14 protein-coding genes, 21 tRNA genes and 1 rRNA gene are annotated in these 19374 nt (G+C 50.9%); 32 read left to right on the top strand and 4 right to left on the bottom strand.

All coding sequences use genetic code 11. The features are described 5' to 3' along the window. Window positions 1-143 precede the first annotated feature (143 nt). The 22 genes from rrf to GC56T3_RS15430 all read left to right on the top strand — a co-directional run bounded on the left by rrf (window position 144) and on the right by GC56T3_RS15430 (window position 3810). A 5S ribosomal RNA gene (gene rrf, locus GC56T3_RS15535) occupies window positions 144-260 on the top strand. An 8-nt stretch (window positions 261-268) separates the two neighbouring features. After that, window positions 269-344 (top strand) — tRNA-Val (locus tag GC56T3_RS15530). A 180-nt stretch (window positions 345-524) separates the two neighbouring features. Then, a tRNA-Met gene (locus GC56T3_RS15525) sits at window positions 525-601 on the top strand. Window positions 602-606: 5 nt separating this feature from the next. After that, a tRNA-Asp gene (locus tag GC56T3_RS15520) sits at window positions 607-682 on the top strand. A gap of 317 nt (window positions 683-999) precedes the next feature. Beyond that, window positions 1000-1075: transfer RNA gene (locus GC56T3_RS15515), tRNA-Phe, on the top strand. Window positions 1076-1353: 278 nt separating this feature from the next. Beyond that, window positions 1354-1426: transfer RNA gene (locus GC56T3_RS15510), tRNA-Thr, on the top strand. A 172-nt stretch (window positions 1427-1598) separates the two neighbouring features. Next, window positions 1599-1671: transfer RNA gene (locus GC56T3_RS15505), tRNA-Lys, on the top strand. Between the two features lie 7 nt (window positions 1672-1678). Further along, a tRNA-Gly gene (locus GC56T3_RS15500) sits at window positions 1679-1753 on the top strand. A gap of 5 nt (window positions 1754-1758) precedes the next feature. Further along, a tRNA-Leu gene (locus tag GC56T3_RS15495) sits at window positions 1759-1844 on the top strand. A 5-nt stretch (window positions 1845-1849) separates the two neighbouring features. Further along, window positions 1850-1923: transfer RNA gene (locus GC56T3_RS15490), tRNA-Arg, on the top strand. A gap of 6 nt (window positions 1924-1929) precedes the next feature. Next, window positions 1930-2003: transfer RNA gene (locus GC56T3_RS15485), tRNA-Pro, on the top strand. Window positions 2004-2011: 8 nt separating this feature from the next. Further along, window positions 2012-2084 (top strand) — tRNA-Ala (locus GC56T3_RS15480). Window positions 2085-2101: 17 nt separating this feature from the next. Next, window positions 2102-2178: transfer RNA gene (locus GC56T3_RS15475), tRNA-Met, on the top strand. 5 nt (window positions 2179-2183) lie between these two features. Further along, a tRNA-Ile gene (locus tag GC56T3_RS15470) sits at window positions 2184-2260 on the top strand. Between the two features lie 19 nt (window positions 2261-2279). Beyond that, window positions 2280-2370, top strand: a tRNA-Ser gene (locus tag GC56T3_RS15465). 355 nt (window positions 2371-2725) lie between these two features. Next, window positions 2726-2801 (top strand) — tRNA-Thr (locus tag GC56T3_RS15460). Window positions 2802-2808: 7 nt separating this feature from the next. After that, window positions 2809-2881: transfer RNA gene (locus tag GC56T3_RS15455), tRNA-His, on the top strand. 319 nt (window positions 2882-3200) lie between these two features. Then, window positions 3201-3271: transfer RNA gene (locus tag GC56T3_RS15450), tRNA-Gly, on the top strand. A 6-nt stretch (window positions 3272-3277) separates the two neighbouring features. Then, window positions 3278-3351, top strand: a tRNA-Ile gene (locus GC56T3_RS15445). A 209-nt stretch (window positions 3352-3560) separates the two neighbouring features. Then, window positions 3561-3635: transfer RNA gene (locus tag GC56T3_RS15440), tRNA-Asn, on the top strand. A gap of 6 nt (window positions 3636-3641) precedes the next feature. Continuing rightward, window positions 3642-3734: transfer RNA gene (locus GC56T3_RS15435), tRNA-Ser, on the top strand. A gap of 4 nt (window positions 3735-3738) precedes the next feature. Further along, window positions 3739-3810: transfer RNA gene (locus GC56T3_RS15430), tRNA-Glu, on the top strand. Between the two features lie 302 nt (window positions 3811-4112). On the opposite strand, the gene GC56T3_RS15425 is transcribed toward GC56T3_RS15430, so the two are convergent. Continuing rightward, complete coding sequence (locus GC56T3_RS15425) at window positions 4113-4778, bottom strand: B3/4 domain-containing protein (RefSeq protein WP_013146297.1); 666 nt, start codon at window positions 4776-4778, stop codon at window positions 4113-4115. 52 nt (window positions 4779-4830) lie between these two features. Between GC56T3_RS15425 and queG the strand changes: the two genes are divergently transcribed. The 5 genes from queG (at window position 4831) to yhbH (ending at window position 11078) form a co-directional block, all read left to right on the top strand. After that, a complete protein-coding gene (gene queG, locus GC56T3_RS15420) occupies window positions 4831-5973 on the top strand; it encodes a tRNA epoxyqueuosine(34) reductase QueG (protein WP_013146296.1) in 1143 nt (380 codons plus the stop codon). Between the two features lie 61 nt (window positions 5974-6034). After that, window positions 6035-6898 (top strand): amidase domain-containing protein, encoded by an 864-nt coding sequence (locus GC56T3_RS15415; protein ID WP_013146295.1) that lies wholly within the window; start codon window positions 6035-6037, stop codon window positions 6896-6898. A gap of 20 nt (window positions 6899-6918) precedes the next feature. Beyond that, the gene (gene trmL, locus GC56T3_RS15410; RefSeq protein WP_011229988.1) at window positions 6919-7392 is read left to right on the top strand and encodes a tRNA (uridine(34)/cytosine(34)/5-carboxymethylaminomethyluridine(34)-2'-O)-methyltransferase TrmL; all 474 of its coding nucleotides are present in this window, start codon (window positions 6919-6921) and stop codon (window positions 7390-7392) included. Between the two features lie 324 nt (window positions 7393-7716). After that, complete coding sequence (locus GC56T3_RS15405) at window positions 7717-9612, top strand: PrkA family serine protein kinase (RefSeq protein WP_011229990.1); 1896 nt, start codon at window positions 7717-7719, stop codon at window positions 9610-9612. Between the two features lie 308 nt (window positions 9613-9920). After that, window positions 9921-11078, top strand: coding sequence for a sporulation protein YhbH (yhbH, locus tag GC56T3_RS15400; protein ID WP_013146294.1), 1158 nt, complete (start codon window positions 9921-9923; stop codon window positions 11076-11078). Between the two features lie 72 nt (window positions 11079-11150). Here yhbH and GC56T3_RS15395 read toward each other — a convergent pair whose 3' ends face one another. Continuing rightward, complete coding sequence (locus GC56T3_RS15395; protein ID WP_013146293.1) at window positions 11151-11843, bottom strand: hypothetical protein; 693 nt, start codon at window positions 11841-11843, stop codon at window positions 11151-11153. 241 nt (window positions 11844-12084) lie between these two features. On the opposite strand from GC56T3_RS15395, the gene GC56T3_RS15390 reads away from it, so the two are divergent. Then, window positions 12085-12267, top strand: a complete 183-nt coding sequence (locus GC56T3_RS15390; protein WP_227456665.1) for a hypothetical protein — start codon at window positions 12085-12087, stop codon at window positions 12265-12267. A 59-nt stretch (window positions 12268-12326) separates the two neighbouring features. On the opposite strand, the gene GC56T3_RS15385 is transcribed toward GC56T3_RS15390, so the two are convergent. Together GC56T3_RS15385 and GC56T3_RS15380 are read right to left on the bottom strand one after the other, a co-directional pair. Continuing rightward, entirely contained in the window at window positions 12327-13007 is a 681-nt protein-coding gene (locus GC56T3_RS15385; protein WP_013146292.1) for a response regulator, read from the bottom strand. A gap of 62 nt (window positions 13008-13069) precedes the next feature. After that, complete coding sequence (locus GC56T3_RS15380; RefSeq protein ID WP_013146291.1) at window positions 13070-14647, bottom strand: sensor histidine kinase; 1578 nt, start codon at window positions 14645-14647, stop codon at window positions 13070-13072. Between the two features lie 312 nt (window positions 14648-14959). Between GC56T3_RS15380 and GC56T3_RS15375 the strand changes: the two genes are divergently transcribed. The 4 genes from GC56T3_RS15375 to GC56T3_RS15360 all read left to right on the top strand — a co-directional run bounded on the left by GC56T3_RS15375 (window position 14960) and on the right by GC56T3_RS15360 (window position 19371). Beyond that, window positions 14960-16003, top strand: a complete 1044-nt coding sequence (locus GC56T3_RS15375; protein ID WP_013146290.1) for a TRAP transporter substrate-binding protein — start codon at window positions 14960-14962, stop codon at window positions 16001-16003. A gap of 157 nt (window positions 16004-16160) precedes the next feature. Then, window positions 16161-17423 (top strand): dicarboxylate/amino acid:cation symporter, encoded by a 1263-nt coding sequence (locus GC56T3_RS15370; protein ID WP_013146289.1) that lies wholly within the window; start codon window positions 16161-16163, stop codon window positions 17421-17423. Window positions 17424-17704: 281 nt separating this feature from the next. Then, entirely contained in the window at window positions 17705-18532 is an 828-nt protein-coding gene (locus GC56T3_RS15365; protein WP_013146288.1) for an aldo/keto reductase, read from the top strand. Window positions 18533-18678: 146 nt separating this feature from the next. Next, entirely contained in the window at window positions 18679-19371 is a 693-nt protein-coding gene (locus GC56T3_RS15360) for a zinc metallopeptidase (RefSeq protein WP_011230067.1), read from the top strand. Window positions 19372-19374: the final 3 nt, after the last annotated feature.

The raw sequence follows: 19374 nt of genomic DNA, 5'->3' as shown, positions 1-19374 counted from the left end.
TCGCGAGCCGATGGCGGCCGGAACTAGACAGCGAAAAGCGCAGGCGAGCGGCTTCTTCCTGAGCACGGTTATCTAGTTTTGAGGGAATGAAAAAGTCTTGACAACAGGTCAACTTTCCTTATAATAAGACTTGTCCATTGTTGCCTAGTGGCTATGGCGGAGGGGAAACACCCGTTCCCATCCCGAACACGGAAGTTAAGCCCTCCAGCGCCGATGGTAGTTGGGGCCAGCGCCCCTGCAAGAGTAGGTCGCTGCTAGGCAATTTCGTGGAGGATTAGCTCAGCTGGGAGAGCACTTGCCTTACAAGCAAGGGGTCGGCGGTTCGATCCCGTCATCCTCCACCATCTTAATATAAAAGCTGACTTGCTTTCTCATCATCGCGGGGTGGAGCAACGAGCCTTTGCTTCATCGAATCCGCATCGAGTTGCCTCGACGCACCCAGCTCCCTCGAATCAGCTAGTAGAGGAAGAGGCAATGAATAGCACGCCCGGATCATTATGAAAACCAGTTGAATTTCCTATCGTCGCGGGGTGGAGCAGTCCGGTAGCTCGTCGGGCTCATAACCCGAAGGTCGCAGGTTCAAATCCTGCCCCCGCAACCAAAATTGGTCCCGTAGTGTAGTGGTTAACATGCCTGCCTGTCACGCAGGAGATCGCGGGTTCGAGTCCCGTCGGGACCGCCATTCTTTCAAAATTGTGAAAGATGAAAAAATATGGCTCGGTAGCTCAGTCGGTAGAGATGAGCATCCGCTTCATCGAATTCGCTTCGAGTTGCCTCGACGCATCCAGCATCTTCGAATCCGCTGGCAGAGGAAGAGGCACAATGTAGCACAAGTAAAGCAGCGTAAAACTTAATATGGCTCGGTAGCTCAGTCGGTAGAGACGAGCATCCGCATCTTCGAATCTGCTGCGAGTTGTCCCGACGCACCCAGCTTCTTCGAATTGGCTGGTAGAGGAAGGGACACAAAAGTCATCAACGAACAAGGGAAAAATAAGATACGGCTCGGTAGCTCAGTCGGTAGAGCAAAGGACTGAAAATCCTTGTGTCGGCGGTTCGATTCCGTCCCGAGCCACCATTTTTATCATAGTTCCGAAAGAAGGTTCCCGCTTCATGCAAAGCTAAGTGGGAGTAGTTCACAGACATGTCAGATGTTCAAACCACCCCGGCTTAGTTCAATGGGTAGCCACGAGCACTCGCATCGTCGAATCTGTTGCGAGTTGTCCCGACGCATCCCACTTCTTTGAATAAGCTTGCAGAGGAAGGGACACCGAGCATTTGACTTCCTCGAATCAACTTGTAGAGGAAGAGGCACAACCAGGCAGACAACATGAGTCACTAGCTAATTTTAAATGTGCCGGCTTAGCTCAATTGGTAGAGCAACTGACTTGTAATCAGTAGGTTGCGGGTTCAAGTCCTGCAGCCGGCATTCTTATTCCTTAATAACCCCTTAAGCCATTAAGGCGGCAACCGCGAGCCATTAGCTCAGTAACGAGCGTTACATCTTCGAGTTCGCTTCGAGTTGTCCCGACGCATCCTGCATCTTCGAATCAGCTGGCAGTGGAAGGGACATTGTTGTCTCGGAGTGTTATTGAACCCATGAGCCATTAGCTCAGTAGGTAGAGCATCTGACTTTTAATCAGAGGGTCGGAGGTTCGAGTCCTCCATGGCTCATCGTCTTGCGGAAGTAGTTCAGCGGTAGAACACCACCTTGCCAAGGTGGGGGTCGCGGGTTCGAGCCCCGTCTTCCGCTCCACTTCCGCCGGGGTGGCGGAATTGGCAGACGCACAGGACTTAAAATCCTGGGGTAGGTAACTACCGTGCCGGTTCGAGTCCGGCCCTCGGCACTTGTGCGCTCGTAGCTCAATTGGATAGAGCATCTGACTACGGATCAGAAGGTTAGGGGTTCGAATCCTCTCGAGCGCGTTTTGTCGGGAAGTAGCTCAGCTTGGTAGAGCACACGGTTCGGGTCCGTGAGGTCGCAGGTTCAAATCCTGTCTTCCCGATTTATCATGGGGCCTTAGCTCAGCTGGGAGAGCGCCTGCTTTGCAAGCAGGAGGTCATCGGTTCGATCCCGATAGGCTCCACCTTTTGACTTAAATTTGGCGGTGTAGCTCAGCTGGCTAGAGCGTACGGTTCATACCCGTGAGGTCGGGGGTTCGATCCCCTCCACCGCCACCATTATCGGACCTTTAGCTCAGCTGGTTAGAGCAGACGGCTCATAACCGTCCGGTCGTAGGTTCGAGTCCTACAAGGTCCACCATTATTATTGTTGCTTTTTTGGAGGAGTACCCAAGTGGTTGAAGGGGTCGGTCTTGAAAACCGAGAGGCGCCGCAAGGCGCGCGGGGGTTCGAATCCCTCCTCCTCCGCCATGCACTTTAAAATCATGCCGGCTTAGCTCAATTGGTAGAGACGAGCATTCGCATCGTCGAATCTGTTGCGAGTTGTCCCGACGCATCCCGCTTCTTTGAATAAGCTTGCAGAGGAAGGGACACCGAGCATTTGACTTCCTCGAATTAGCTGGAAGAGGAAGAGGCACAGTTCAGCATAATAGGAGTCACTGTTTCATTACTAAATATGCCGGCTTAGCTCAATTGGTAGAGACGAGCATCGGCATCATCGAATTGGTTGCGAGTTGCCTCGACGCACTCAGCTTCCTCGAATCAGCTTGCAGAGGAAGAGGCACAACCAGGCAGACAACATGAGTCACTAGCTAATTTTAAATGTGCCGGCTTAGCTCAATTGGTAGAGCAACTGACTTGTAATCAGTAGGTTGCGGGTTCAAGTCCTGCAGCCGGCACCAGATCGAGGCGACTATGGCGAAGTGGTTAACGCACCAGATTGTGGCTCTGGCATGCGTGGGTTCGATTCCCACTAGTCGCCCTTTTCATTATATTCTATATTTGCGTGTGTAGTTTAGTGGTAAAACCTCAGCCACGAGCATCTGCATCATCGAATCCGCTTCGAGTTGCCCCGACGCATCCGGCTTCTGTGAACCAGCTGGTAGAGGAAGGGGCATGGAAGAGCGTGGCAGATGTTGATTCCAAATGATATGCGTGTGTAGTTTAGTGGTAAAACCTCAGCCACGAGCATCTGCATCATCGAATCCGCTTCGAGTTGCCCCGACGCATCCAGCTTCTTTGAATCGGCTGGCAGAGGAAGGGGCATGAAAGATTGTGATGGGTGTTTCATCAAAAATTATGCGGGTGTAGTTTAGTGGTAAAACCTCAGCCTTCCAAGCTGATGTCGTGGGTTCGATTCCCATCACCCGCTTTTGACGGGCCTATAGCTCAGCTGGTCAGAGCGCACGCCTGATAAGCGTGAGGTCGGTGGTTCAAGTCCACTTAGGCCCATTATTTTCCATTGAATGTTTTTTGGCTATTCGCTATAATAATGGGCGAACAATGCCCCATCGTTCCACAGCAAAAGCGGAGCGACGAGCTTCACATCTTCGAATTCGCTGCGAGTTGCCTCGACGCATCTCGCTTCCTTGAATTAGCTGGCAGAGGAAGAGGCAACGAGCACATTTGGAAGATGTGCATAACATATAGTTATTCATCATTCCGCAATAGCTCAGCGGTAGAGCAACCGGCTGTTAACCGGTAGGTCGTAGGTTCGAATCCTACTTGCGGAGCCATGTTACGGAGAAGTACCCAAGTGGCTGAAGGGGACGGTTTGCTAAACCGTTAGGTCGCAGTTTTGCGGCGCGCGGGTTCAAATCCCGCCTTCTCCGCCATAATGGCCCGTTGGTCAAGTGGTTAAGACACCGCCCTTTCACGGCGGTAACACGGGTTCGAATCCCGTACGGGTCACTGGTTGCTGGCACCAGAGATTCTGGTGCCCTTTTGTACAATTTCTTTTGTCGATTTTTGCGTTTTTTTCTTGCGATGCGTGTGGAAGTCTGTTATAATGTCTCTCGTTAGCTTTAAAATTATGTTATGATGGTTGGGGACAACGCAGTGTTTCGTTTCGTTAAAGAACGAGGCATTGCGTTTTTTTATTTATCACCCTAAACCGAGAAGACCCCCACTTCCACGCGTGAGCGTAGGTGGGAGAGCGTTCAAGTAGGGAGGGAGTCCCCCGTTTCCAACGGCAGGAAAGTGGGGGGAGAAGATCAAACGAACAATTGGGCGTCGGCTTCGCCGCCATGAATTTGCACAAACATCGTTTGGATGGCTTGAAGCTGGCGCTTGGCGGTTTCTTCTGGCGTTGATGGGAGAAAGTAAACGATTTGCAAAGCGTTTTTCGTTTCTCTCGTCACGGCGGTCCGCTCCGAATCGACGATCGGACTGCCAAACGGCCCTCGTTCATCTTTGCTGACGAGTTTGTTGGCAAAGTTGACTGTGCGGCCGTTTAACGCGATGTATTCATCTTGTTCCGTGCCGATCGTGAGCGTCACTGTCCCGTTGATGCGGTCTAGATCATAGATGCCGAGTGGAATTTTATAATAGAGTGAAAAAAAGTTGTTTATGTCTGCCGCTGAATGGATAGGCGGAATGAAGCTTTTTTTCTGGATGCGTCGGTACAGGCTTTCACTTGACGGTCGATAGCGGCTTGGGTCCGTTCCGATTTGTTTGAAAGTACGGCGCCATTCGACCATCTCAGGAATGTCGGCAATCGACTTTTCCTGCAGCTCGATGTAAAGAGATTCTTGAAACAGCTCAAGCCGCCCCCTTAACATTTGCGGTGAATCGCTGACCTCGATATGATGATAGCGGATGACGCCGAATTTACCAGAAGGAAGGCGTTGCTTTAGTTGTTCTGATATCACGAATTTCATCTTGATCACCTCGGATTTCATTTTACCATATATGACGAAAGGAGGGAAAACGATGGATGTTATGGCATTAAAGCGGGAAGTCATTGAGTATAGTCGGTCAATCGGCATTGATAAAATCGGATTTGCGAGCGCTGATCCGTTTGTTGAATTAAAGGAACGGCTGCGCCGCCAGCAGGAGCTCGGCTATCAGTCCGGTTTTGAGGAACCAGATATTGAGAAACGGACGAATCCTTCATTGCTTCTTCCGGAAGCAAAATCGATCATTGCCATTGCTCTTGCCTATCCGTCCAAAATGAAAAATGCGCCGCGGGGGACAAAGACGGAACGGCGCGGCGTTTTTTGCCGCGCTTCATGGGGAAAGGACTACCACGATGTGTTGCGGGAACGTTTGCAGCAGCTCGAGGAGTTTTTGCTGGCCAAAGTGCCCCATGCCCGCGTTCGCTCGATGGTGGATACCGGAGAGCTCGCCGATCGGGCGGTGGCGGAACGGGCAGGGATCGGTTGGAGCGGCAAGAACTGCTCTATTATTACACCAGAGTTTGGATCGTATGTGTATTTGGGAGAAATGATTACGAATATTCCATTTCCCCCTGATGAACCGGTTGAAAACCGATGCGGCACGTGCACGAAATGCATTGATGCCTGCCCGACCGGGGCGCTTGTACAAGGGGGACAACTGAACGCACAGCGGTGCCTTTCCTTTTTAACGCAAACGAAAGGCTTTTTGGCCGACGAGTTTCGGGAGAAAATCGGGAACCGGCTGTACGGCTGTGATACATGCCAGCAAGTCTGCCCGGAAAATAAGGGGAAAGACTTTCATTTGCATCCAGAATTCGAGCCGGATCCGGAAGCGGTAAAGCCGAAACTCATCCCGCTGCTTCAGATGAGCAACCGTGAATTTAAAGAAACATTTGGGGCCATGGCGGGTTCATGGCGTGGGAAAAAGCCGATTCAGCGCAATGCCATTCTGGCGCTCGCTCATTACAAAGACCAAACCGCGGTGCCGCACTTACTGCGTTTGTTGAAAGAGGATAGCCGTCCAGTCATCCGCGGGACGGCGGCGTGGGCGCTCGGGAAAATCGGGGATCCAAGCGCTAAGCCTTATTTGGAGGCCGCGCGGCAAACGGAGGCGGATGCCGATGTGATCGCTGAGATTGAAAAAGGACTGAAACTGTTGGCTGAGGCAAAGGAATAGGGAAAAAAACGCAGCTTCCCCACATAAGGTAGTAACAAAAACGAAAGTGGTGGAAAGCAGCATGAAAAAACAGTTGCGCGCGTGGTTGGATGAGCGAGCCCGCTCGTTTGTGTCGGAAAGCAATATCCGAAGCGAAGAGGCGGCAAGAAAGCAACGGCTTTGCCAAAAGCGCGGTGCGGAGATCGTCCGTTGCACGATCCGGGGACAAATTGTCGGCAGGCAGACCATCGAGCGGGAAGCGAAAGTGATGTATATTGCCCACCATCAATTTTTAATTAAGCAAAGGGGTTCACTATATATAGAAGAACAGGTTGAGGAGCGATGCGCCTGTTTTGTTCGCGGTGAGCTTGTAGCTGATGAACCGATCAACCGGTTGGGGGGGTATATGGAGGCGCCGCGCGTCGAACGAGAGCAATGGACGGGGGAGCGTCTTTCTTACCAGTATGACCGCGCCCGGGCGGTGCGGTATGCGGAAACGTGGTGGAATCGGCATAACCCGGTGTTTCCGTCGTTTCCGGTGGATTGCACGAATTTTGTCTCTCAATGCTTGTATGCAGGCGGGGCGCCGATGACGGGCTATCCGAACCGGGCGAGGGGATGGTGGTGTCAAAACGGAAGTTGGAGTTACAGCTGGGCTGTGGCCCATGCTTTTCGTTGGTATTTGAGCGGGTCGCGCATCGGCTTGCAGGCGGTGGAAGTGGCGGAGCCGGAGCAATTGATGGCAGGCGATGTCATCTGTTATGATTTTCAAGGGGACGGACGCTTCGACCACTCAACGATTGTGGTGGCGAAAGATCAGAACGGGATGCCGCTTGTGAACGCCCATACGACAAACAGCCGAATGCGCTATTGGTCGTATGAAGATTCAAGCGCCTATACGCCGAACATTCGCTATAAGTTTTTTCACATCATCGATCGCAAATAAACGTTGTTGAGGTGAAGGAAATGCCGCTTCATGTAGTGCTATACCAGCCAGAAATTCCAGCCAATACTGGAAACATCGCTCGTACGTGCGCAGCAACCGATACGTCGCTCCATTTGATCCGCCCGCTCGGTTTTTCTACGGATGATAAAATGTTAAAGCGCGCCGGGCTTGATTATTGGCCGTATGTCAATATTTCGTATTATGACTCGCTTGACGAACTATTCGCCCGCTTTCCGGAAGGGGAGTTTTATTTCATTACGAAATTCGGGCGCCGGTATTATGATTCGTTTGATTTCAGCGATACAGAAAAACATATTTTCTTTGTGTTCGGCCGTGAAACGACCGGATTGCCGAAGGAGCTGCTTGAGGCCAATATGGATCGTTGCCTTCGCATCCCGATGAATGACAAAGTGCGCTCGTTAAACTTGTCGAACACGGCGGCCATTTTAGTGTACGAAGCGTTGCGCCAACAACGGTTTTATGGGTTGTCATAAACAAAAAAACGACCTTCGCTCTGGAGGTCGTTTTTTTGGTCTTATTGTCTGACGCCTGGTTTGTCTTCATAGCCAGCGGTGAAAATGGCCGTCAAAAACGCAATGATAACCCCTAGCACAAGCAAAGTGCGCATCGTTTGTTCCTCCTTCATAATGAAAGTGGCAGGCGTTTCCCCCTTTATTATAGCGAATATGGCCAAGCATGTGAATGACCGCAGCTGGTTGTTAGGAGACAAAATTTTTTTTGCGGCGAATGATACGGGACATCCTCGCATAAATTGTAATAATCTTGCTGTTAGACATCCAAGGGTGAGGAGGTCCTTTATGGATATTTTGCAAAAAATCGCCCGGTATCGGGAAGAAGAAGAAAAGCTGAAATGGGAAGGAACGTTTGCCGAGTATTTAAAGATTTTAAAAGAAAAGCCGTGGGTGGCCCAGTCGGCTCATTCGCGTGTTTATAATATGATCAAAGATGCTGGGGTCGAAGAGGTGAATGGGCGGAAACGATATAAGTTTTTCAGCCAGCACCTGTTCGGGCTTGAGGAGGCGCTTGAGCGGCTCGTTGAGGAATATTTCCACCCGGCGGCGAAGCGGCTTGATGTGCGGAAACGGATTTTGCTGCTGATGGGGCCGGTCGGCGGCGGGAAGTCGACGTTGGTAACGCTCCTGAAGCGCGGGCTTGAGGAGTACTCCAAAACGGAGCGCGGAGCCGTTTATGCGATTAAAGGGTGCCCGATGCATGAAGACCCGCTTCACCTCATTCCTCACCATTTGCGCGACGATTTTTACCGTGAGTACGGCATTCGCATTGAAGGTGAGCTGTCGCCGCTCAATATGATGCGGCTTGAGAAAGAGTACGGCGGACGCATTGAAGACGTGCTGGTGGAGCGTATTTTCTTCTCGGAAAACCGCCGCGTCGGCATCGGGACGTTCAGTCCGTCTGACCCAAAATCGCAAGACATCGCCGATTTAACGGGAAGCATCGATTTTTCAACGATCGCGGAATACGGCTCCGAGTCCGACCCGCGCGCGTACCGGTTTGACGGCGAGCTGAACAAAGCCAACCGCGGGATTATGGAATTTCAAGAGATGTTAAAGTGCGATGAAAAATTTCTTTGGCATTTGCTGTCGCTGACGCAAGAAGGCAATTTCAAGGCTGGGCGGTTTGCTTTAATCAGCGCCGATGAATTGATCATCGCGCATACGAACGAAACGGAATATCGGTCGTTCATTGCCAACAAAAAGAACGAGGCGCTCCATTCGCGCATCATCGTCATGCCGATTCCGTACAACTTGCGCGTCTCGGAAGAAGAGCGCATTTATGAAAAAATGATCCGCGAAAGCGACGTCGCCGACGTGCATATCGCCCCGCACACGCTGCGGATTGCGGCTATGTTTACGATTTTGACGCGGCTGAAAGAATCGAAGCGGCCGGATGTGGATTTATTGAAGAAAATGCGCTTGTATGATGGCGAAATGATTGAAGGATTCAGCGAGGTCGATGTGGAGGAGCTGAAAAAGGAGCATCCGGATGAGGGGATGAGCGGCATCGACCCACGCTATGTCATCAACCGCATTTCTGCCTGCATCATCCGCAAAGGAGTGCCGTCGATCAATGCGCTTGACGTGCTTCGTTCGTTGAAAGAAGGATTGGATCAGCATCCGTCGATCACGAAGGAAGACCGCGAGCGGTATTTGAATTTCATTTCGCTCGTGCGCAAAGAGTATGATGAAATCGCAAAACAAGAAGTGCAAAAGGCGTTCGTCTATTCGTATGAAGAGTCAGCGAAAACGTTGATGGATAACTATTTGGACAACGTCGAGGCGTACTGCAACAAGACGAAACTGCGCGATCCGCTTACGGGTGAGGAAATGAATCCGGATGAAAAGCTGATGCGCTCGATCGAGGAACAAATCGGCATTTCCGAAAATGCGAAAAAAGCGTTTCGCGAAGAAATTTTAATTCGCATTTCGGCATATGCACGAAAAGGACAGCGGTTTGATTATAATTCACATGAACGGTTGCGGGAAGCGATCCAGAAGAAATTGTTTGCGGATTTAAAGGACATTGTCAAAATTACAACGTCGACGAAAACACCGGATGAGCAGCAGTTGAAAAAAATTAACGAAGTCGTCGCCCGCCTCATTGATGAATACGGGTACAACTCCACGTCAGCCAATGAATTGCTCCGTTATGTCGGCAGCTTGTTGAACCGCTAGGCATGCCTCAAGCGCTGAGGCATGCTTTTTTTATCCTCCTCCCCTGTCTGACCGAGTTGCACAGGGAGGGTCGAGCGAAGACGACGCAGCGAGCTTCGCTAAAAGGAAGCGAACAAGAGGGCGCGAAGCTGATAATCGGGCTTGTCTACTTTTCTATTTTCCTCATTCATTGGTCAATTATTTTGAATTTTTGCATACGATAAAATAAACCAACTTGGCATAGTGATGGCCCGTTTTGATGACGCCAACATAAGTATATGCGGGAAAGCGAAAAGTGTGAAAATGATTTTTTCAAAGGAGGGGAAAACATGAAGGGGAATTTTGTTGTATCGAAAGAAGACTGGTCCCTCCACCGCAAAGGATATGATGATCAAAAGCGCCATCAAGAAAAAGTGAAGGAAGCGATCAAAAACAATTTGCCCGACTTAATTACGGAAGAAAGCATTATCATGTCCAACGGGCGCGATGTGATTAAAATTCCGATCCGCTCGCTCGATGAATACAAAATCCGCTACAATTATGAGAAAAACAAACACGTCGGCCAAGGAAATGGAGACAGCCAAGTCGGTGATGTGGTGGCCCGAGACGGAAGCGGGGAGGGGCAGGGGCCAGGAAAAGGCCAAGGTGCTGGCGATTTGCCGGGCCAAGATTATTACGAAGCTGAAGTGTCGCTGATGGAGATTGAGGAAGCGTTCTTTAGCCAATTGGAGCTGCCCAACTTGCAACGAAAAGAGCTGGATCAAAATGTAACCCAACATATCGAATTTAATGACATCCGCCGCACCGGACTGATGGGGAACATCGATAAGAAGCGGACGATGCTCGCTGCCTTCAAGCGCAATGCCATGAACGGCAAACCAGGCTTTTATCCGATTTACCGCGAAGATTTGAAGTTTAAAACGTGGAACGAAGTCGTCAAGCCAGAATCGAAGGCGGTCGTCTTGGCGATGATGGACACAAGCGGATCGATGGGCATGTGGGAAAAATATATGGCACGCAGCTTCTTCTTCTGGATGACGCGCTTTTTGCGCACGAAATATGAAACCGTTGAGATCGCCTTTATCGCCCATCATACGGAAGCGAAAGTCGTCAGTGAGGAGGAGTTTTTCACGAAAGGGGAAAGTGGGGGGACGATTTGTTCATCAGCCTACCGCAAGGCGCTTGAACTGATCGAAACGAAGTATTCTCCGTCGCGCTACAACATTTATCCGTTCCACTTCTCCGACGGCGACAACTTGACATCGGACAATGCCCGTTGCGTGAAGCTTGTTCAAGAGCTGATGAAAGTGTCGAACATGTTTGGGTACGGGGAAGTCAACCAGTACAACCGCCATTCCACGCTCATGTCGGCGTATCGCAATATTAAAGACGAAAAATTCCGCTATTATATTTTGAAGCAAAAATCGGATGTGTTCCATGCGATGAGAACATTTTTCCGCAAAGAAGAAAGCAAGCAGCTCGTTTGACCCTCTTCATATGGCGAAAAGAGGGTTTTTCTTTTTGGAAAGGCGGGAGGGCGAGGCCCTCCCTAAAATAAGTTATTGCTTTTGCAGCGTCGCCGCCATGGCGAGTACGGCGCCAAGCACGTCTTCGTTGCTTGGAGCGTGCACGGTCAATAGCATCGGCGTTGGTTGGGCGCTGGCGATGACATGAACGGTGACACCGTCCGCTTGGGCAGTGTACCAAACGGCATCAGCGAACGGCTTAGGCAATCCGTTCGTTTGTTGGCGGGCGGCGTTGGCGTCAACCGCTTGGGCATGTTCTTTCGCCAGCTGCTCGTAGTTTGTTTCCCCCTCCGAAAGCAAGCGGATGCGGGCAAAGGCTTCGCCATGAAGCAAGACATCGGCGCCCGGTTCTTCGGCGTCAAGGGTCCATCCTTCCAAAACATAGAGGGAAAAATGCTGATTGTTGCTTGTTTGCAGCGTTGCGGTTTTCGTGACGGTTTGGTTTCCATCTTGGTAGGACAATGAAATGGTCGGTTGTGAAGCAGCGGGTTGTCCTCCTCCTGCCGCTCGTTGCTCTTCTTCGTTCTTTTTCGTTGATGTTTGCTCTTTTGCTTCCTTCGAAGGAGAAGGGTTCTTGGATGACGGCGCATCAGACGATGGTTTTTGATCGTCGGCTGTCTGCTCTTCCTTTGCCGCCTGTGTCGTCTCGTGCTCTTTCGTTCCACAGCCAACCAGCAAGACGGAGGCGACAGCGAGAGAGAACAACAGTTTCCAGTATCGAATCATGTTCATTCCTCCCTACGTTCCATATACCCCCCCATTATACCAATTGAAACGGTGGAAACAAACAGACTCGTTTCCCTATTTTTTCTGCTTGTTTGTTTTTGCACGTTGTTTGACGTGCAAGGCGAAAGGAAGCACTCCGTTATGGCTACCAGTTGCTTTTGTTTCAGACGAATTATGATGTAGAAGGGGAGCTCGAGGCGTTGGAGCGGCTGCGGATGAGGCAAATGGATGGGCTGATCGTGTGCTCCCACGAAGTGGAAATGATCCGCTGGCCGAAATGCTGGGCATTACAACCGTGGCACTCCCCCATTTTACGCTCGGGGAAAGAGCGTTCCGCCTTCTTCACCATTGGCTGGAGACAGGCCGTGTGGCGCGAAAACAGGAAGAGCTGCCTGCCCGGTTGCTGGTGCGGGATACGGCATAATAGGGACTGGCTTTTCCGTCTCTGACAACCAGCTTAAAGCCAAGTGAAACGGCGTCGTGTTATGTTGCTTTCAGATGGTACCGATTCACTGGTCGTCCGACGCCGCCGTATTGCACATCGAGCACGACTTTTCCTGTTTTCTCAAGGTACTCCAAATAGCGGCGGGCGGTGACGCGGGCGATGCCGACTCCTTCGGCCACTTCCTCGGCGGAAACAGGGAAGCGGTGTTGGTGCAAATAGGCGATCACTTTTTCCAATGTGACCTCATTCAGTCCTTTCGGAAGCTCAGAGGACGGTCCGGCCGATTGTTCAGTCGCCCGCCTTAGGGCATCGAGTTCCACCTGGGTGAGCGATTCCTTTTCCGCAAGCGAACGGCGGAATGTCCGGTAGTTTTCCAACGCCTGTTTGAGCCGTTCAAATTTGAACGGTTTCACAATGTAATCGAAGGTGCCGTTTTGCAGGACGCGGCGCACCGTTTCAATGTCGCTCGCCGCGGTAATGGCGATGATATCGACTTCATGGCCGCGGGCGCGGATTTGTTTTAATGTTTCAAGGCCGTCCAGCTGCGGCATGTAAATATCAATCATCGCTAAATCGGGACGGAGCTCGTGAACGAGGCGGAGCCCTTCTTCACCGTTTCCAGCGAGGCCGATGACGGTGAAGCCGTCGACTTGTTCAATCATTTGCCGATTCACTTCTTGCACCATCGGGTCATCCTCGATCAACAACACGCGATACATAGCCTTTTCCTCCTTCGTCTCGACGGGGGTGTCTTTCGCGGCCGCCGTTGCCTAAATGGACCTCACATGTCAAAGGTCACCGTAAACACCGTTCCATTTCCTTCTTCCGACTGCACATCGATGCGCCCGTTTCCCTTTTCCACAATTTGCTTCACCAAATACAAGCCGATGCCTCGACCGTTCTCCCCTTTGGTTGAAAAGCCTTCATCAAAAATGCGGTCAATATGCTCGCGAGCAATGCCTTGGCCGTTGTCTTCGACCGAGAGGGAACAAATGTCTTCATTTTGTTCGATGCTGATGTAAATTTCTTTTTCCCGGTCGGTTACATCACGGAACGCGTCGAAGGCGTTTTCAATTAAATTGCCAAGGAGAACAACAAAATCATGGTGATCGAGATGCGGCGGAAAGCGGTGCAGCCGGCTGTGCCGGTCGATTGTCACGCGGATGCCGAGCTCCTTGCCGCGGCGGATTTTGCTTAGGAGCAGTCCAGAAATGCTTTCGTCCTTAATGTTGCGGCTTAAAAACTGCGTGAGCTCCGCCTGCTCTTCCGTGGCTTGGAACACGTACTCAAGCGCCTTTTCGATATGGCCGAGCTGGATGAGGCCGGCGATCGTATGAAGCTTATTCATGTATTCATGATTTTGCACGCGCAAGGCGTGGACAAACGCCTTTACGCCCGTCAGTTCTTCAGCCAGCCGCTTCACTTCCGTCCGGTCTTGGAAAATGGCGATGGCGCCGACCGTTTTCCCGTTGACTTTGATCGGGATGCGGTTGCTCCAAATCGTTAAATTGCCGATCTGCAACTCCTTATTGTAAATCGGCTTGTTTACTTCCAAGATTTCCGGAAGGTGTGTGTCCGGAATGACGGAACGGATCGACCGGCCGATGACATCCCCTTTGACGCCGAGCATTTGTTTTGCCCGGTCGTTGAAGATGGTAATGTTTTCATCACTGTCAATGGCGATGACGCCTTCGTGCATGGCGTTAAACGCTTCCGTCCGTTCGATCAGCAGCTTGGCGATCTCATGCGGTTCCAGCTCAAACATTTGCCGCTTGATATGGGAGGCGAGCAGCCATGCACCAATTCCACCGACAACGAGCGACAAAACGACCGCTACGGCAGCTTCTTCTTTCAAAGAATCAATGGCTTCGAAAAACGTCGGCAACCGGTAGGCGGCGATGACGACGCCGATTTGTTCGTGATCGCTGTTCATAATGGGAACGAAGGCGCGAACCACTGTCCCGATTTCCCCGCGGGCTTTGGAAGTGTACGTATGTTCGGCAAATGCCGGCCCCTCATCAGCACCGCGGGAGATCGTGCCGATCATTGCCGGAAGCGGATGGGAGAGGCGCACTTTGTTCATATCGAGAACGATGATATAGTCGGCGCTGTGAATGACGCGCACCCGCTCGACGACCGGATTGATCAGCGCCCGGCTTTGTTTGTTTCCGACAATATGGCGCCTGACTTCGGGCAGCTCGGAGACGGTGCGCGCGGTCAATAAGGCACGCTGGCTGAGTTCCTCCTCCTTTGTATGGAAAAAGTCGCTGATGATGAATGCACCGCTCAGCAACATGGAAAAGCTGACGATGGCGAAAATCAAAATCGTAATTTTCCAGCGAATCGGCAGCCGGTTCATGGCGGAACTCCTTTTTGGCAGTCGTGATGGCTGTTGGACATGCCATATGAATCGGGAAAGGAATAAATCAACGTTTTTTTCATTATACCAAATCTTCTTGAATGGAAAGAAACGAAAGGTGTAAAATGGCGGTGGGGAACAAATATTCTGCCCGCCAGCATAGAAGATGGGGCATGCGTAAGGCGTGGCGATTGCTGCTTTCAAACCGAATCGGTGGGCTCCAGCCGCTTTTTTGCTTCAATGATTCGAGTCGGCGGGGAGCATTCCGTTGGAGTGCCATTTTAGCAATAGGATGGAAGAATGGTGTGAACAATGGGGAAAAAGTGGAGAGCATGGACAATCCTTTTGTTTGTTGGCCTCGGTCTGGTCGGCTGGGCAGCTAGCCGTCAACTGGGACGTGAACCACTTGTTTATGACGACGAGCAAAAGGGGTTGAAAAAGCAAATCATTATTTATTTCAGCCATGTCGTAGCAGAGAATACGCCAAAAGGGTTGGCGGCGCAAAAGTTTGCCGAGCTCGTCGAGCAAAAAACAAACGGCCGCGTCAAAGTCGAAGTGTTCCCGAACGGCTCGCTTTATTCGGATGGGGAAGAGCTTGATGCGCTGTTGCGCGGCGACGTGCAAATGATCGCGCCATCATTTTCAAAGGTGACAGAGCTTGTCCCCGAATGGCAAGTGCTCGATTTGCCGTTTTTGTTCCGCGATGAGGACGACGTGCGCCGCGTGTTTACTGGAAAAGTGGGCGCCGAGCTGCTTCGGATGCTGGAGGCAAAAGGAATGAAAGGACTGGCGTTTTGGAGCAATGGATTTAAGCAAATGATGAGCACAACCCGTCCGCTCATCGCCCCTGACGATTTTCGCGGCTTGCGTTTTCGCATTATGCCGAGCGAAGTGATTGAAAAGCAGTTTCGCTTGCTTGGCGGTGAACCGGTTGCTGTTTCATTTGACCGCGTTTATCAGGAGCTTGAACAGCATAAGTTTGATGGGCAGGAAAATACGATTTCCAATATTTATTCGAAAGGGTTTTACAAATTTCAACCGTATATTACGATCAGCAATCACGGGTATCTCGGGTACGCCGTCATGATGAATCAGTCATTTTGGGACAGTTTGCCGAAAGACATCCAGCAAAAAATGACTGAAGCGATGGCTGAAGCGACGCGTTGGAATTTAGAGCAGTCGAAAGAGCAAAACGAACGGGAGCTTAAGCAGCTCGAGCGGCGTGAAGATGTCTTCCTTTACCGGCTGTCGGAAGAGGAGAAACGGAAATGGGAGCAGAAGTTTGCCCCGCTGTACGACGAGTTTACGAGGCAGTTTGGTTCCAGGCTTTTGGATGAAATGAGAGGATCGCAATAGGCTTCCGCGGGCGGAAGCTTTTTTGTTTTTGAACAGCAAAAAAGGTCAAGACCAAAAAGACCAAAACGACCATTATCACCATAATATTTTGATTTCAACGATTTTTCTTTATGATAATGTTGAAAGCGTTACCAAGATATCGAAAGGAGTGGGAGAAATGCGGAGAAAACTGAAAAACTTGACGGTGCAAGTCATCATCGGCATTATTTTAGGGATCATTGTCGGATTTGTATTTCCGGAATTTGGCGCGAAGTTGAAAGTATTGGCAGACGGATTTATTAAGCTGATTAAAATGGTGATCGCCCCGATCATTTTCTTCACCGTCGTCATCGGAATCGGCAATATGGGCGACTTGAAAAAGGTCGGCCGCATCGGCGGCAAGGCGCTCATTTATTTTGAAATTGTCACGACGTTTGCGTTGGCGATCGGGATTGTCGTCGTCAACCTTGTCAAACCAGGGGTTGGGTTTCATACCGATGCAGTAAAAGGCGGCGACATTTCACAATACACGAAACAAGCGGAAGAAACAAGCCACGGTTTTGTTGATTTCATTTTAAGCATCATTCCCGACAACGTCGTTGCCGCGATGGCGAGCGGCCAACTGCTTCCGGTGCTCTTCTTCGCCGTGTTGTTCGGTTTAGCGGCTGCCGCGCTTGGGGAAAAAGCAAAACCAGTGATTTCCTTGTTTGAACGGCTGGCGGAAATTTTCTTCGGCGTCGTCAACATGGTTATGAAGGTGTCGCCGATTGCCGCGTTCGGCGCGATGGCGTACACGATCGGCACGTTTGGCCTTGGTTCACTTGTGTCGCTCGGCAAATTGATGGGTTCTGTTTACATTACGATGGCGCTCTTCATTTTCGTCGTGCTTGGCGGGATTGCCAAGTTTTATGGGTTTAACATCTTTCAGTTTCTCGCTTATATCAAAGAGGAACTGTTGCTTGTTTTGGGCACGTCTTCGTCTGAATCAGCGCTGCCGCGGCTGATGGAGCGACTCGAAAAATACGGGTGCTCAAAATCGGTTGTCGGTCTTGTCGTTCCGACAGGGTATTCGTTTAACCTAGACGGCACATCGATTTACTTGTCGATGGCAGCCATTTTCATCGCCCAAGCGTACGGCATTGATTTAACCATTTGGCAAGAGCTGACGTTGCTTGGCGTCTTAATGCTCACCTCGAAAGGGGCAGCAGGGGTTACCGGTTCCGGCTTTATTACGCTGGCTGCAACGTTGGCAGCATTTCCGATGATTCCGGTCGAAGGCATCGCCTTGTTGCTTGGGGTTGACCGCTTTATGTCGGAAGCGCGGGCGATTACGAATATTATCGGCAATGCTGTGGCGACTGTTGTCGTTTCGAAAATGGAAAACGAGTTTCATCCGAACGAAGCTGAAGTGGAGCGCGCCTCGATGAGCGTGGCCAAATAAGAGTCAGGAGCGCTCTGCAAGTCCCATTGACAGCTTTTCCGTTCGCATGTTTCTGACTGCGTCGGGAAAGGCGCCGCACGCTGCAAATCGCCGAATGGATGAAAAAAGGAATGCAATGACAGCGCGAGGGGAATGTTTCCCCTCGTTTTTGCGTTGATTTTCCCCTAAAGAAAGAACAAGAGGGACGCGGGGAAGCGAGAAAGGAGAGCAAGCATATATTTTGATTTTCTTTCCCTCTTTTCCCATAATGAAACTATAATGACGCTCGAGGAGGAGAGGATATGAACGGCCTGCAAGATTGCGCCACTTTGCATAACGGGGTGAAAATGCCTTGGGTCGGCCTTGGCGTTTATAAAGTCAAAGAAGGGGAGGAAGTAAGAAGCGCGGTGCGCACCGCGCTCGAGATCGGCTACCGCCATGTCGATACAGCCGCTTTTTATGAAAACGAAGAAGGTGTCGGTCAAGCGATCCGCGAATCCGGCATTCCTCGCGAACAAGTGTTTGTGACGACGAAAGTGTGGAACACCGACCAAGGGTATGAGACAACGCTGAAGGCGTTTGACAAAAGTTTGAAGAAACTCGGGTTCGATTATGTCGACTTGTATTTGGTCCACTGGCCGGTGAAAGGGAAGTATAAAGAGACGTACAAGGCGCTGGAAAAGTTGTATAAAGACGGTTATGTGCGCGCGATTGGAGTGAGCAACTTCCAAATTCACCATTTGCAAGATGTGATGGCTGACTGCGAAATTAAGCCGATGGTCAACCAAGTCGAGTATCACCCGCGCCTGACGCAAAAAGAGCTGCTTGCGTTTTGCCGGGAAAACGGCATCCAGCTTGAAGCATGGTCGCCGCTCATGCGCGGGGAAATTTTAAGCGAACCGACGATCGTTGACATTGGGCGCAAGTACGGGAAAACGCCGGCGCAGGTGGTGTTGCGCTGGGATTTGCAACACGGCGTTGTGACGATCCCGAAGTCGGTGACGCCGGCGCGGATCAAGGAAAACGCTGATATTTTTGATTTCTCGCTGACCGACGAAGAAATGAAACAGATCGACGCGTTGAACTTGAACAAACGGGTCGGTCCTGACCCAGACAATTTCAATTTTTGATGTCCCCATCAGCCAAATAGCGCCTCGATGCAGGCGCTGTTTTTTTTGAAACCGGAGCGGGCCGTTTGACGTATGAAAAGGTGAGCAAGTACAATAAATAATAGTATACACATTTGATGAACATTGAAAAAACGGAGGGTGCTGTGATGCTATTCCATCCGATGGATATTTTCATTTTTATCGCCTTCCTGATATCGCTTTGGGCGCAATGGAAGGTATCAAGCAATTTCAATGCCTGGTCTGAAGTTCCAGCCTCATCGGGGTTGACGGGGGCGGAAGTGGCGCGCATGATTTTAGACCGCCACGGGCTGCACCATGTGCCGGTGGAGGTCGTGCCAGGGAGATTGTCCGACCATTATGATCCGATTTCCCGCACGGTCCGTTTGTCGGAGCCGGTCTTTTATGGGCGTTCAATCGCTTCCATTTCCGTTGCCGCCCACGAGGTTGGCCATGCCGTTCAACACCAGCAAGGCTACGCTGCGCTCGTCCTTCGCCACCGGATGTTTCCGATTGTGAACTTCGCTTCGGGCGTTGCGCCGTTGTTGTTGCTCGTTGGATTTGTGCTCCATCAATTTTCGCTGATTGGACTCGGCATTTTGTTTTTCTCGCTGGCGGTGGCCTTCCAAATCATTACCTTGCCGGTGGAGTTTAACGCGAGCGCACGGGCGAAGCGGTTTATGCTGGCTGAAGGGTTGATCGCCCCAAATGAAGCGCGAGGCGTAAACAAAGTGCTTGGCGCGGCGGCGCTGACATACGTCGCGGCAACGTTGATCGCCGTGTTTGAATTGCTGAAATATGTCCTCATTTTCACCCAAGGGAACAATAATGAGGAATCGTAACAT

This window comes from Geobacillus sp. C56-T3, from assembly GCF_000092445.1.
GTDB lineage: Bacteria > Bacillota > Bacilli > Bacillales > Anoxybacillaceae > Geobacillus > Geobacillus thermoleovorans.
Note: the sequence above shows the minus strand (reverse complement) of the source record. Positions and strands in the feature narration are given on the sequence as shown.